The following is a 12,740-nucleotide window of genomic DNA, read 5'->3' as shown; positions in this document are numbered from 1 at the left end:
GGGATCGTCTCTCAAGCGCCGTAGCGTTCGGTCTTGATCGCCTTGGCGTTCAGTCCCAAAGCGAGCGCCGCGTTCGCGGCGATGTCAACGAAGGCGTTCGACCCGCACACGAAGGCGCAGCCGGGGGACACAGGCAGCCGTGCCGCGACGTCAGCGACCATCCTGGCGTCGATTCGCCTGCTGAAGTCGTCGCGGCGCGTCGCCGGCTCGCGTGTCAGCGCCAAGGCGAACGCGAAATCGGGAAGCGACCTCTCGAGCTCGAGGAGTTCGTCCCTGAACAGCACGTCGCGCCAGGTCCTGGAGGAGAGCACCAGCGCGACAGGCACGGGTTCGGCGCTGGCCTTCCGATACCGGATCATGGCCATGAGCGGCGCGACGCCGGAGCCGGCGCCGATCAACAGCACTGGTTTCTTGGAAGGCCCCGGCCAGAGAAAGTGTCCGCCAAGCGGCCCCCGAAGCTCGATCGTGTCGCCTATCTGGGCGACGTCGTGGAAGAACGGGGAGACCTCGCCGTCCACCAGGCGCTCAATCGCCAGCTCGATCACCTTGGATTCGCTCGGGGCCGAGGCGATCGAGTAGCTGCGCATGGCAATGTAGCCGTTGGGCGCAGTCAGCCGCACGTCGACGTGCTGTCCAGCCGTATAGTCGAACGTTTCGGAGAGGCGGAGAAAGAAGCTCTTGATAGCCGGCGTTCTCGTCGTGATCTCGACAATCGCGCAGCTCTGCCATCGCACGGTTGCGGCAATCGCTTCAGTCATTCGTGTATCGCTGCTCACGCCACGGATCGCCGTACTTGTGGTATCCGCGCAGTTCCCAGAAACCGGCCTCGTCGCGCTCCGTGAACTGAAGCCCATTCACCCACTTCGCCGACTTCCAGAAGTAGAGATGCGGCACGAGCAGGCGCGCCGGCCCCCCGTGGTCGCGCGGCAGCGGCTGGCCTTCGTACTTCAGCGCGACCATCGCCTTCCCCACCGCGAGATCCGCGAGTGGCACGTTGGTGGAGTATCCGTCGTAGCAATGTGCGAGCGCGAACGGTGTGGGTGCGCTAAGGCCGGCGTCGGCGAGGATGTCGTCGACGGCGACGCCTTCCCAGGCGGTGTTGAGCTTCGACCACGAGGTGACGCAGTGGATATCGCGCGTCATCCTGGTTCGCGGGAGTGCGTTGAACTCCGACCAGCTCCACGCTTTGACCGGACGAGGACCGACCTTCAGCGTGAAAGTCCAGTCCGCGGCCTCGATCCGCGGCGTGGGGCCGGCGGTAAGCACCGGGAAGCTGTCGACGACATGCTGTCCCGGGGGGATCCGGTCCGATAGTTCTGATCCGGATTGGCGGCCTGTGAACCCGCGAGTGACCATAGCGGAGTTCCTCCGTCGGCTGGTGAAAGGGAGTGTCATCCCGCGCAATACACTAAGCTGTTGTGCGCCAGATGAGCAAGGTACCGGCCAAGCATGGAATTCCGCCCGGCGAATGGGAAATGACGTCACGCCATGAAGTCGATAGCCGCGCGTTATGATGGCAGTCCACCTTCCGCATCGGACCCGCGTGCACCCGACGCCGACTGCTCCAACAGCTCGGTCAGCATCCTGACGGCCTCCGTTAGATTGAGAACTTCGCACTCACGCAGTCGGTCGATCTTCTCATGCAGCAACTCTATCTCGAGCTCCGCCTTCACATTGATCCGGTAGTCGTTCTCCGCAGCCTTGCGATCGATGTCCTGCTGCCGGTTCTGGCTCATCATGAGGACCGGCGCGGCGTAGGCCGCCTGGAACGAAAGCGCGAGATTGAGAAGAATGAACGGATAGGGGTCCCAGCCCCTGATCGCGCCGACCAGATTGGCGGTTATCCAGACGAACAGGATCGCGCTCTGGACGATGATGAAACTCCACGATCCCATGACTGTGGCGACCGCGTCGGCTATCCTTTGCCCTGACGTCAGGCGCACAACCACCGGGGGCTCATCCATGTCCTGAAGGCGAAGTGAGCGGCGCGCTCGCCTGAGATCGGCGAGCAGGTCGTGCTCGGCCTGTTCCATGCCGTCTTGGTCTTGAGCCTTCTCTTCCACGTTCCCAGCACCGTTCCGCTTGGTTGCGCGGGCGGCGCGGCCAGCGCCTTGCCGCCTGCTGCTTGTGTCGTTTAGCCGTGGAGCTTCGCGGCGGTCTCCGCGATGGCGCGTCCCTGGTATCGGGCGCCGGCAAGCTCGTTCTCGCTCGGCTGTCGCTGCGCGTCCGTCCCGGCGATCGTTGTCGCGCCGTAAGGTGCGCCGCCGGTGATCTCGTCAACTTTCATCTGCCCGGCGAACCCGTAATTCAGCCCGACCACCGTCATACCGAAGTGGAGGAGGTTGGTGATGATGGTGAACAGGGTCGTCTCCTGGCCGCCGTGCTGCGTCGCCGACGAGGCGAAGGCGCCGCCTATCTTGCCATGGAGGGCTCCCTTCGCCCATAGGCCGCCAGCCTGGTCGAGGAAGCTTGCCATCTGGGACGACATCCTGCCGAAGCGCGTGCCTGTGCCTACGACGATGGCGTCGTAATCGGCGAGGTCGTCGATGCGGGCGACCGGGGCGGTCTGATCGAGCTTATAGTTGGCTGCCCTGGCGGCTTCCGGAGACAGAAGTTCAGGCACCCGCTTCACATCCGCGGACGCCCCTGCCTCGCGCGCGCCCGCTGCGATTTCGTGTGCGAGCTTTTCGACGTGTCCATAGGAGGAGTAGTAGAGCACGAGTACTTTGGTCATGGGAGCCTTCATCAGTCGGGCGGGCCCGATTACACTTTGGGATATTTCGCTTCGCTCCCGCACACGGCATCGAAACGCATGGAGAACCTCCAGCGCGACGGCGGACGTTTGGGGTTGCGTTTTGCCAGCGTTAGGTTTTGCCGGGGGTGGGGTAAAGGTATTGTATCAATAACTCCGGGGAATGCCGCGCTGTCAGGGCGAGCCCTGGCCGGAGCCGCCCTAGGCAGCACGGAGCTCCCTGAGAAGGAAGTCGGTAAATGCCCGTGCGGAAGGCTTTATGGTCTTTCCGCTGACGAAGAGCGCATTCAGTTCCATCGAGCCGAAATCCCAGTCAGGCAGCACCCGTACGAGCTGCCCGGCCTCGAGCTCCGCCAGCGCGCTGCTTTCGCTTGATGTGGCGATCCCCAGCCCGGCGACGGCGCTTGCAGTGGCTCCTTCGTTGATGGTGATGGAGAGCTGGTTGTCAACGCGCACGGAGGTGACGCGGCCGTCCTTGCGGAAGGAGAAGGTCGGCGAGGGATGCGCCGGACTGATGATCACCGAGTGGTGCGCGAGGTCCGACGGCATCGTGGGCGTGCCGCGCTCCCGTAGGTAGTCCGGGGAGGCCGTGAGTATCCTCGGCTGGTGGATGAGTTTGCGCGCCGTCGCGCTCGAGTCGGGCAGGGCGCCGAACTGGAACGATACGTCGATGCCCTCGGTCACGAGGTCTGGGTAGCGGTCAGTCACCCGGAGCTCGATCTTCAGCGCCGGGTGCTGCTTCATGAACGCGGGAAGCCGTGGGATGATTTCCCTGAGCCCGAGACTTATCGGCGTGCCGACGCGGAGCGAGCCGCGCAACTCTCCCGTTCCGCGCGCCTCGTGATCGGCCTCGTCGAGCGCCGCCAGGATCGCCTCAACGCGCGTCAGGTACATCGCGCCGGCGTCCGTCAGCATCACCGCTCGCGTGGTGCGGCTGAAGAGTGTCGTGCCGACCTCCTCCTCGAGCGCGGCGATCAGCCGGGATGCCGACGGCTGCGACAGGCCGAGTTCTCGCCCAGCACGCGAGAAGTTGCCGACGCGCGCGGCGCGGACAAACAGTCTGAGTGCGGAGAGTCGGTCGTTCATCGCTCGGTACGCCCGTAGTGTGCTAGACGGAGGACGCGCGCGGTCAGGGTCGGGTCGACCGAGGCGGCGACCGCCACCGCAAGGGTGATGATCCTAACCCCGATGCGGTCGGCTGAAGCGAAAGTGGCCAACTGCGCTCTCGATCGTGGCTTTCCAGGCATTTGCCGGTCTCCTCAGCGGCTCAATCCAACCCAGTCAAACAGGTAGTGCCTATCGACTTCCAATATAATCGTATATTTGCGAGACATTACCTCTCAAAAAGTGAGAGATATTGTCTCTCGTGCGCCCGGCGCCGCTCTCCGGTGTCGGTGACGAGATCCCGCGAGCAGGACGTGGAAGGTTAGCCGCTCGGCACCTGGCACGTTGCGCGGCATCTCGATGGCTGCGAGAGGGAACGTGGCCTTCCCCTATCTCGATGCCTTCGACGAGGACGAGACGGGCGTGGCAGGCTTGAAGGTGCGCTGCCGTCGCGAAGGTCTAGGCGACATGGCCGTGAAGCACCGGCTCGAACCTCTCTTGCAGGACTTCCATGCGCCGATCCGGGGAGCGCCGCACAATCTATGCCAGTGTTGCGGAATACTTCGCTTGACCTTCTGCGCAAGCGGACCAGAAGGGCACAAGTCGTCACGCAGGCTCCCAAGAGGTCCGCGCGGGGTTGGGGCTGTTCCAACTCGACGAGGCGCCTGCGAGGCGGGAATGGGGTCGATTCCGTTCAGTGCTCAAGCGCCGAAATCGTCCGACCTCGAGGTCCCAGGGCGTTCATGTCGCGGATCCATGTTACCCGGAACCTCCCGGATACGTTCGAGGTCTTGCTTTGGCGCGGCCATCACATTGACGCGCGACCCGTTCGCTGCAAAGATATTAAACACTTGTTTACCAAGCGTCGGTCAGCGCTGGCGATCGGAGGGGGCGTGGAATCGTTTCTGGGTGCGAACCGCCTCAATTGGGATGATCGGGCCGAACTGCATTCGACGGACAAGACCGGCAGCTACCAGATCGAGAATGTGCTAGCAGGCGGATCCAATCTCTATGAGCTGGAAACGCGCGAGGTTGGCAATATTGCCGGCAAGGATATCATCCATCTGCAGTGTCACATTGGGCTCGACACGATCAGCTTGAAAAATCTTGGCGCGCGCAGCGTGACCGGCCTCGACTTTTCACCGACAGCCATCGCGGCCGCGCGGGATTTCGCTGCCAAGGCAGGCGCGGATGTGCGCTTCGTGGAAGCGCCACTGTTCGAGGCGGTCGAAGCGCTTGGCCGGACCTTTGACGTCGCTTACGTCACCTGGGGTTCGGTAAACTGGCTGGACGACGTCGGTCGATGGGCGCGAGTGGTTGCCGATCTCCTGCGACCCGGCGGCCGGCTCTATATGGCTGAGGGTCATCCCTTGATGTTCCAGTGTGATCGCAAGGCCGCGGTGCTGGAATTGAAGCACGACTGGCGAACCCCAATAGCTCAGCCGCTCGCCTGGAACGAAGAACTTACCTATACCGGCGACGACCGACGCTTGAAGCACCCCAGATACTACGAGTGGATCCATCCGATTAGTGACGTGGTGAACGCCCTGGTTTCAGCTGGGCTCACACTCGATTTTCTGAATGAGCATGACATGGTCTCGTGGCAGCACTTTTCATTTGCCGTAAGGGCCGGCAAGGATATGTATGGCTTGCCAGAGAACTTTCCAAAGATCCCGATGGCCTATTCCATCGGCGCGACCAAGCGTAGTGTCGGCACGATCCCATATCTTGCTGCGCCTAAAGCGATGTGACGGCACCGGTCCGACTTAACCGTTTGTCGTCACCTGTGCTCATGATCCGTGCCGAGCTCACGGTCCTTGCAGGGACGTTTGCTGGCTAAGCGTAGCGCCTCTTCCGAGCACCGGCTCGTCGGACCTTTGCATGTCCATCCGCCTCGATAGGGTGAACGGCCCACTTTGAGCGTCGCCGTCTGCTCATCTCGTGTATGGGCCAGCGTCGTGCGGCGCGGTGTCCAATGGATCGGCAGCAGCCTTGTTTAGCTGCGGCTTACCCTTTGTGCGGCGATTTTTTTCGTTCACTGCGGTCACGCCAACAAAGGTGGCGACGCTGGTCGACGAATCCCCTTCAATATCAGCGTCGTAAGGAGCGTGAAATTGTCGACCGGAGCCCATGCCAGCCCGCGATGAGATCAGCATGGGAAGTGCAAAGTTTTCAGGGCTGTGAAGTTCAAAATTAATTAATGAAAGCTAATGTTCCTGCACGGGTCGATATGAACGCCTGAGCAACATAGGGAGTTTCACGCCAGTGGCTCTTTTCGGCGCTAGGTTGGCCGGGATGAAGGATGCCGTTTTTTCTTCGGTGAATATTCCGGCCGCCGTGGCAGTTTTGGTCATTGCCTTCAGCGCAGCGTATGCGGACCATCAAAACAAGATCGTCTCGGACCAAGTGGCCCGCGCGGACGTGCTGGCCAAGGTCAATCTGATCCGCGCCAAGCTGGAAGGAAACATCAACGGAAACCTTCAACTTGTGCATGGACTGGTCGCGACGATCGTGACTGAACCCTATATGGGACAACAGCGCTTTGCGTCCCTCGCCAGTAACCTGTTCGGCGAAAATTCGCAATTGAACAATATTGCCGGCGCGCCCGATCTGGTCGTCTCCTTGATGTACCCGCTGAAAGGCAACGAGAAAGCGATGGGGCTCGATTACCGCAAGGATGATTGGCAGCGCAAGGCCGCGCTCAGGGCGCGCGACGAGCGCAAGTTGATTCTTGCCGGTCCTGTCGACCTGAAGCAGGGAGGCCAAGGCTTCATCGGCCGTTTTCCTGTATTCGTGGCGAGTGCGGGCAACAGTGAAAGGTTTTGGGGCATCATATCCGCCGTCGTCGACGTGCAGCGTCTGTATAAGGCGAGCGGCCTGCTCGACGACAATTTGGGAATCGATATCGCGCTCATCGGTAAAGATGCGCTTGGCCCAGGCGGAGTTCAATTCTTCGGCTCCGAGGACGTCCGCAAAGACAATCCAGTGACGGCCGAAGTTCTGCTACCGTCCGGTTCGTGGCAGATCGCAGCCATCCCCAAGAACGGCTGGCCCTCGACGCCCAGCAACGCCTGGGTCTTGCGCGCCATTATGGCGGCGGCCGGGGCTTTGGTCGTGATCCCATTCCTGGTAGCGGGTCGGCTGATCGGCGAGAGGCAGCGCAATTACGCCGAACTGCATCGCTTGTCGAGACGACTGGAACTTGCCTTGGAGGCGTCAGCGATCGGCGTTTGGGAACACGATCTCGCGACCAACGACCTGTCATGGGACGATCGTGTCAACGAAATATACGGCAGACCCAGCGATGGGGGTCCTCGCGGCTATTCGGATTGGGCGGGCGCGATTCACCCCCTGGATCTGGCCCGCGCCAACGCAGATTTCGACAGTGCCGTCGCCAGCCGCGGAACATACTCGTCGGAGTACCGGATTATTTGTCCGGATGGTGAAATTCGTTATGTCCGGTCCAGGGCCACCACGTACGAGGCGCCAAACGAGACGCCCAAGATGATTGGCGCGGAATGGGACGTAACGGCCGACGTCCTGTTAAACAGCGACCTGGTTCGCGCACGACAGCTGTCTGAGTCGAAAAATGCAGAACTTGAGGCGACCAAGGCGCGCATAGAGCATATTGCGCTCCACGATTCCCTGACCGGTTTGGCCAACCGTCGTTACCTCGACCAAGTGCTGAAAGAGTACACAGCAAACGCCAGGCGCGACCGCGCGCATGTGAGCCTGCTTCACATAGACCTCGACCGCTTCAAGCACATCAACGATACGCTTGGCCACGCGGCGGGCGACGCGATGCTGGTTCACGCGTCTACAGTGCTGCGATCCACGGTGGAAGAGGGGGGATTTGTCGCTCGAATCGGCGGCGACGAATTCGTGGTCCTGTGCACCGTGCAGGATATCAAGAAATTGGCACTGCTGGCTGAAAACATCATCAGCCAGATGAGCGAACCTGTCTATTACCACGGCCACCGCTGCCGTTTTGGCGCTAGCGTGGGGATTGCGGTCGACAACGAAAATGACATCGAAGCCAAGCACCTGTTGGTGAATGCCGACATTGCGCTTTACCAGGCAAAGACGCGTGGGCGCAATCGATACGAATTCTTCACCGAGGCGATGCAAAGCGAAATCGTCGACACAAAGCGGATTGCCGACGAAATTCTCGGCGGCCTTGAGCGCAACGAGTTCGTAGCTTTCTACCAGCCCCAGTTTAGCGCAAAAACCCTCGAGATTGTCGGCGTCGAGGCGCTCGCACGTTGGAGACACCCAAAGCAAGGCATTCTAGCGCCTGATGTCTTCCTGAGAGTTGCTGATGAGTTGAATGTCGTCTCCATGATCGATCGGGCGATACTCAATCAGTCACTTTCCGATTTTGCGGAGTGGTCGACCGCGAACCTCGATGTGCCGCGCGTTTCGGTCAATGTTTCCGGGCGACGTCTTCAGGATGAAGACCTTATAAAGAGCTTAAGAGAGCTAAACATCAAGCCGAGAACGATTTCGTTCGAACTTGTCGAGTCTATTTTCCTCGATGGCAGCGATGATTTGATCACTTGGAATGTAAATCAACTAAAAGAACTCGGAATCGATATAGAAATAGATGATTTCGGGACCGGTTATGCTTCGATAGTCAGCCTGCTCAAGCTACACCCTCGCCGATTGAAGATAGATCGGCAGTTGATCATCCCAATTGTCAAATCGCCGCAACGAAGGCAGATCGTTTCGTCGATCATTGAAATCGGCAAGTCCTTGGGTATCGAGATTATTGCAGAAGGTGTCGAGACGATGGAGCACGCACGGATACTCGAAGGTCTGGGATGCGACATACTGCAAGGCTATGCTTTCGGCCATGCGTTGGATTCGGAGGGACTAAAGCGCTTTGTTCAATCTCGGCGCCTGCGCGCTGTCAGCTAAGTGTCAGAGCCGGTGCTCGACTGACCGATTGGCGGGGGGTGCGCGAACCCACCGGCCGGAACTCCATTCAACTGACGAAAAGCTCGGCTATCGCTCGCGAGAAGGACTGTCTCGCTAAGGCGCAGGAGGAGGGGCCTTGGGGCAACCAAGGTTTGACAATTGTGCACATGGAGAGGGCTCATCGCCGTCGCCGCCATAACGCTCCACAAGTTTTGCGAATCCGTGGCGAAGGCAAAAAGGACCACCAGGATAATCGCTATTCGAACGGCCATATGGGACTATAGCAGGGATCCCATATAGTCGATGCAGTTCAGCTAGCATCACTGCCCTACTGACGCACGATAGATCACCCTGGGTGCAACCATCAGGGCTTAGCCCATCCCCGGAATAGGACTAGGGAGGCCGTTTTTCCAAATCGCGAGCCTTACGAATGGACGTGATGAGCTCGCCGACATGGTCTGCCGGCCCGACCGATGCCTTCGTGCGGCCCCCGAGCGAGCGAGCCCCCAACCGCTTATCATAAATGCGCGTCAGCAGTTCGCAGGCCACTTTGGCGCGCTGCCGAGTACGGCCAACAAGGGAACAGCCTCCCAATCTCGCAGGCGCGTTGTTGAGATCATCCCACACCATCCATCTACCCGATGGCTCGAGACGACAGTGGAACCTGGCCTTGACCTGACCTTTCATGGTCCCACAACGGGAGACAGGTGCCCTTGGTTCGAGCTTGGGTCGGCACGCGGTTAACGCCGCGCGGGCTTTATCCGTCCTGCCCTGTGCGGGGACCGCCACCCCGGGGAGTAGTGGACAGTCGATTGTGCGGCCAAGCACGGCGGCAGATTTCCTGCGTTAGTTGTTGATCATTTAGAAGCCCAGACGTTGCGCGCCCAAAATTTCCGCAATAGGAAAGGATGGAACCATCCAGGGAATACAGGCTAGGGAATACAGGAGTGAGAATTGGATAAGATCGAGAGCGGCGAGCTCATCAGTTTGACTGCCGACGTCGTGGCCGCTTATGTTCAAAACAATCCACTGCCGACAACGGGCTTGCCCGATTTGATCACCAGCGTGCATGCGGCGCTGTCGAAGCTGAAGCAGCCGGCGGTCGCACCTAAGCCCGAACTCATTCCCGCCGTAAATCCAAAGAAGTCCGTGTTTCCCGACTACATCATTAGTCTGGAAAACGGCCGAAAATTCAAGTCGATGAGACGTCACCTCGGCCTGCTTGGCATGACCCCCGAGGCATACAGAGCCAAATGGGGCTTGGCCAAAGATTATCCGATGGTGGCGCCAAGCTATGCCGCGCAACGGTCAGCCTTGGCGAAAGCGAGCGGCCTTGGCCGCAAGGCGGCCCTTCCGTCAAAAGCGGAGAGAGCGAAGCGCAAGGCAAGGGCATAGCCGGCCGGGGCGCTTGAGCTTCGTCAGTCTCGATGACCCTCAGCTGCCCGCCGCGCGGTGAGCTGATCAATCTGATCAGCCGAACCCTTGGACTGCACGGGCAGCGAGGCGGTGTGACCTGCGTGTGGCCGAGCCACGCCCCGGACCTGATAAGTTGCTCGCACTCGGCCTAGAAGGCGATGTCGCCGCCGAGGCGATGTAACTTGCCGCCTGATGTTGAACGGGGTCGAGTCCAGACCTTTCACGCTCGCGGCCGTTCGCAGGTGTTCGGCGAAACAGCCTCCAGCCAAAAGCGAGCTCGCCGGCGCAGCGACCACGATGGATGTCGATCCGCGATCAAGCTGCTTCCCAAGATTGGGTTCCGCCATCGCGCCCTCATTTAAGGTGATTGGCGCTCTCGATCCTACCTTGATCTGGCGAGTGACGGTCCTGCTCACTCCTGGCACAGTGAGACTTGATCACGGTAGGAAACAACCAGTGAAATTCTTGCAACCTCAATCACCCCATCGTCAAGCAGAGCCTCCTGCTTCGACGACCGTCGAGAACCCTGCCTTGCGGGTCGGCACGGGCCGGGCAAGCGCCCATCACGGCGAACTGCTGCAGGGCGTTTTTGAAGACGAACATGGCCGTCTCCACCGAGCCCTTCTCACGTTGCCCTATGCCCGACAACAGGCGGTGGCGACCTTTTGGCCAAGGCAGCAGCCCGGTATCGGCACGCGTCCGGCCGGCCGCTCCAAGTCTGCCCGCGCTGCGCATCTTACGCTTCAGCACCTGGGCATTTCAGGTATAGGTGGCGACCTGACCATTGAAAGCACCATCCCCATCGGTCACGGATACGGTTCGTCAACCGCAGATGTCATCGCCACGATACGCGCTGTTGCTGCCTCGGCAGGCGCGACCTTGCAGCATGCCTCAGTGGCAAGGCTGGCTGTTGCGGCCGAAGGCGCCAGTGACGCAATCGCCTACGGCGAGTGGGCATTGCTGTTTGCACACCGCGAGGGCGCGGTCCTGGAACATTTCGGCAGGGAATTTCCACCGCTTGAGGTGCTCGGTTTCCGACATATGAGGGGACAGCCCGTCGACACTCTGCGGCATCCGCGGGCGCGATATGACAGCGGCGAGATTGAGCTGTTTCGCGTGCTAAGAGGGCTGGCTTGCCGCTCAATCCGGCAGCAGGATCCTCGACTTCTCGGCCGGGTGGCGACGCTGAGCGCCAAGATCAATCAAAGGCGCCTTCGCAAGCCCAGCTTCGACGCTTTGACAGCGCTGGCAAACGAACACGGCGCGTTCGGGATTCAGGTAGCCCATAGCGGGACCTTGATCGGAATTCTGATGGATGCCGATGAAGTCATGAGGGGAAACCGAGTTGCCGCATTGAAGAAGAGCCTGGCAGGCGCAGGCTTCGGAGATTTCACGCGCTTCGCGATCGGAACCGACGGAGCCCGGAACCCATGACCGGGGCAGCAGACTACCTTCGTGCCTTTGAAGCACCCCGTTTTGCCAAACTCGCACCAAGTCTCACCGCTGCCTGCTTCCCGCTCATGAAGCTGATGCCGGCCCGTTTCATGGTCGATCGGGCATTCGCGTCCGGCCGCCTCGAGACAGGTGGGCACATAGTCGAGACAACATCGGGCACATTCGGCCTGGCGATGGCCATGCTCGCCGCCGTTGGTCGCTATGAGCTGACACTCATTACCGCGTCTAGCCTGATTGATCTCAAGCTCTCCCGGCGCCTGGAGCGGCTTGGCGCCAAGGTCTTGAGCGTGGACGATCCAAAGGGAGACGGTAATCAGCCAGGTCGGCTGGAGCGGCTGCAAACGATCGTCGAGAGCAACCCGGATATATATTGGCCGCGGCAGTATGACAGCCCCGAGAACCCCCTTGCCTATGCACGCCTGGCAGAGATGATCGTGAGGAACTTTGGACGTGTTGATTGTCTGGTGGGCTGCGTCGGGACAGGGGGTTCACTTTGCGGCACTGGCGGCTTCCTGCGCGAGCTCTTCCCGCATCTGAGAATTGTTGCTGTCGACACGCATAGGAGCATGCTGTTCGGTCAACCCGTGGGGCGGCGCATGCTGCGAGGTCTTGGCAACAGTGTGCTACCCGCAAACGTCCGCCACGACATGATTGACGAGGTCCATTGGGTGGGCGCCCTGCCTGCCTACGCCATGGCTCACGAACTCTTTCGCGACCACGGCATATTCATGGGACCGACCAGCGGCGCGGCTGCGCTCGTTGCCCGCTGGGTCACGCGGCAAATGCCCGACATGGCCACCGTCGTGATCATGCCTGACGAGGGTCATCGCCATTCCGACACCGTCTACAATGACGAATGGCTTAGCAAGATCGAGGGATGGCCGATGGTCATTCCCTCTGAGCCGGTTGAGATCGATCGAATTGGCCCGGCCCCGGAAACGGATTGGACGCGGTTTCCATGGAGACGGCGAACGCTCAATGAAGTGCTGGCCGCGTTCTGCCAAGGCTGAGGGGTCTGTCTGAATGCGCCTCGTCAAACCAGTCTGCTGGCGATCCCTTTGGAGGGAATGAGCGGCATCAAAGGCACAAAAGTCGA

10 protein-coding genes are annotated in these 12,740 nt (G+C 60.5%); 5 read left to right on the top strand and 5 right to left on the bottom strand.

Features of this window, described 5'->3' with window-relative positions; translation table 11 throughout:
* Window positions 1–11 precede the first annotated feature (11 nt).
* The 5 genes from FJ964_RS18940 to FJ964_RS18920 all read right to left on the bottom strand — a co-directional run bounded on the left by FJ964_RS18940 (window position 12) and on the right by FJ964_RS18920 (window position 3,838).
* Window positions 12–758: a ferredoxin reductase gene (locus FJ964_RS18940; protein ID WP_181172526.1), complete on the bottom strand. Its 747-nt coding sequence runs from the start codon at window positions 756–758 to the stop codon at window positions 12–14.
* Complete coding sequence (locus FJ964_RS18935; RefSeq protein ID WP_140551807.1) at window positions 751–1,356, bottom strand: sulfite oxidase-like oxidoreductase; 606 nt, start codon at window positions 1,354–1,356, stop codon at window positions 751–753. Before FJ964_RS18935 ends, FJ964_RS18940 begins: the two co-directional genes overlap by 8 nt.
* Window positions 1,357–1,508: 152 nt before the next feature.
* Entirely contained in the window at window positions 1,509–2,063 is a 555-nt protein-coding gene (locus tag FJ964_RS18930) for a DUF1003 domain-containing protein (RefSeq protein WP_140551806.1), read from the bottom strand.
* Between the two features lie 71 nt (window positions 2,064–2,134).
* The gene (wrbA, locus tag FJ964_RS18925) at window positions 2,135–2,734 is read right to left on the bottom strand and encodes an NAD(P)H:quinone oxidoreductase (RefSeq protein ID WP_140551805.1); all 600 of its coding nucleotides are present in this window, start codon (window positions 2,732–2,734) and stop codon (window positions 2,135–2,137) included.
* A gap of 219 nt (window positions 2,735–2,953) precedes the next feature.
* Window positions 2,954–3,838 (bottom strand): LysR family transcriptional regulator, encoded by an 885-nt coding sequence (locus FJ964_RS18920; protein ID WP_140551804.1) that lies wholly within the window; start codon window positions 3,836–3,838, stop codon window positions 2,954–2,956.
* A gap of 911 nt (window positions 3,839–4,749) precedes the next feature.
* On the opposite strand from FJ964_RS18920, the gene FJ964_RS18915 reads away from it, so the two are divergent.
* The 5 genes from FJ964_RS18915 to FJ964_RS18895 all read left to right on the top strand — a co-directional run bounded on the left by FJ964_RS18915 (window position 4,750) and on the right by FJ964_RS18895 (window position 12,654).
* Window positions 4,750–5,607 (top strand): class I SAM-dependent methyltransferase, encoded by an 858-nt coding sequence (locus FJ964_RS18915; protein ID WP_140551803.1) that lies wholly within the window; start codon window positions 4,750–4,752, stop codon window positions 5,605–5,607.
* A gap of 544 nt (window positions 5,608–6,151) precedes the next feature.
* Window positions 6,152–8,773, top strand: coding sequence for an EAL domain-containing protein (locus FJ964_RS18910; protein ID WP_181172525.1), 2,622 nt, complete (start codon window positions 6,152–6,154; stop codon window positions 8,771–8,773).
* 954 nt (window positions 8,774–9,727) lie between these two features.
* Window positions 9,728–10,168, top strand: coding sequence for a MucR family transcriptional regulator (locus FJ964_RS18905; RefSeq protein ID WP_140551802.1), 441 nt, complete (start codon window positions 9,728–9,730; stop codon window positions 10,166–10,168).
* Window positions 10,169–10,645: 477 nt separating this feature from the next.
* On the top strand, window positions 10,646–11,623 hold the full coding sequence (locus FJ964_RS18900; protein WP_224713251.1) for a kinase: 978 nt from the start codon (window positions 10,646–10,648) through the stop codon (window positions 11,621–11,623).
* Window positions 11,620–12,654 (top strand): PLP-dependent cysteine synthase family protein, encoded by a 1,035-nt coding sequence (locus FJ964_RS18895; protein ID WP_140551800.1) that lies wholly within the window; start codon window positions 11,620–11,622, stop codon window positions 12,652–12,654. The genes FJ964_RS18900 and FJ964_RS18895 overlap by 4 nt, the downstream gene beginning before the upstream one ends.
* Window positions 12,655–12,740: the final 86 nt, after the last annotated feature.

This window comes from Mesorhizobium sp. B2-3-2 (assembly GCF_006442295.1).
Classification (GTDB): Bacteria; Pseudomonadota; Alphaproteobacteria; order Rhizobiales; family Rhizobiaceae; genus Mesorhizobium.
The sequence above is the reverse complement of the archived record's forward strand: the minus strand, read 5'-3'. Positions and strand labels throughout refer to the sequence as shown.

What these genes read in the sequence shown, in the direction of transcription:
- FJ964_RS18940 (WP_181172526.1), bottom strand. Translation starts at nt 758, where the DNA reads ATGACTGAAGCGATTGCCGCAACCGTGCGATGGCAGAGCTGCGCGATT.
- FJ964_RS18935 (WP_140551807.1), bottom strand. Translation starts at nt 1,356, where the DNA reads ATGGTCACTCGCGGGTTCACAGGCCGCCAATCCGGATCAGAACTATCG.
- wrbA (WP_140551805.1), bottom strand. Translation starts at nt 2,734, where the DNA reads ATGACCAAAGTACTCGTGCTCTACTACTCCTCCTATGGACACGTCGAA.
- FJ964_RS18920 (WP_140551804.1), bottom strand. Translation starts at nt 3,838, where the DNA reads ATGAACGACCGACTCTCCGCACTCAGACTGTTTGTCCGCGCCGCGCGC.
- FJ964_RS18910 (WP_181172525.1), top strand. Translation starts at nt 6,152, where the DNA reads ATGAAGGATGCCGTTTTTTCTTCGGTGAATATTCCGGCCGCCGTGGCA.
- FJ964_RS18895 (WP_140551800.1), top strand. Translation starts at nt 11,620, where the DNA reads ATGACCGGGGCAGCAGACTACCTTCGTGCCTTTGAAGCACCCCGTTTT.